Genomic DNA, 665 nt, shown 5'->3' on the forward strand with positions numbered 1-665 from the left:
TGCGTTGGCTCCCGCTGCGCGCATCGCGGCGGCCGCGCACGCGCTGGCACACTGGCGACATTCGCCGTCCGGCGAACCGGTCGACAAGCTGACGCCGATCGGCGTCGCCGTCGCCGGCCTCATCGAGGATGCGCGTGTCGAAGCGCTGCTCGCACGCACATGGCCGGGGCTCGCGACCTTCTGGGCGCCCGCGTTCGCACCGATCGACCGTGAAGGGCTCACGTTCGGCCGCCTGTGCGCGCGGCTGGCGAAAGCGCTGTTCGATCCGTCGTATCGCGACGGCAACCCGTGGGTCGACAAGGGCGTGCAACTGTTCAACGAACATCGCGACACGCTCGACGACTACCGCGCGTTCCGCACGATCGCATCGCGGCTCGCGAACGATCTCGGCCAGATGCGCGTGCGTTTCGAGCCCGACGACGGCGCATGGCTGCCCTATCGCGACGACAACGCGTGGCTGTGGGCGCAGCCGGCCGCCGTCGCAGCCGAACAGGCAGGCAGCGAAGGCGTCGAGATGTCGGCGTCGACCGGCGGCCACAGCGACGAACCCGACGACGAACCGCCGCCCGCGCCCGATGCGCCGCGCTATCCCGAGTGGAATTGCCACACGCAGCGCGAACGTCGCGACTGGACGACGATCGTCGAACGCGCGCCGGCCACGTCGG

1 pseudogene is annotated in these 665 nt (G+C 70.7%); it reads left to right on the forward strand.

Annotated elements, in window-relative coordinates:
* Positions 1–665 (forward strand): annotated as a pseudogene (locus G3N93_RS40965) (nitric oxide reductase activation protein); the annotation flags it as partial.

The organism is Burkholderia sp. Se-20378 (genome assembly GCF_017104665.1).
Classification (GTDB): Bacteria; Pseudomonadota; Gammaproteobacteria; order Burkholderiales; family Burkholderiaceae; genus Burkholderia; species Burkholderia lata.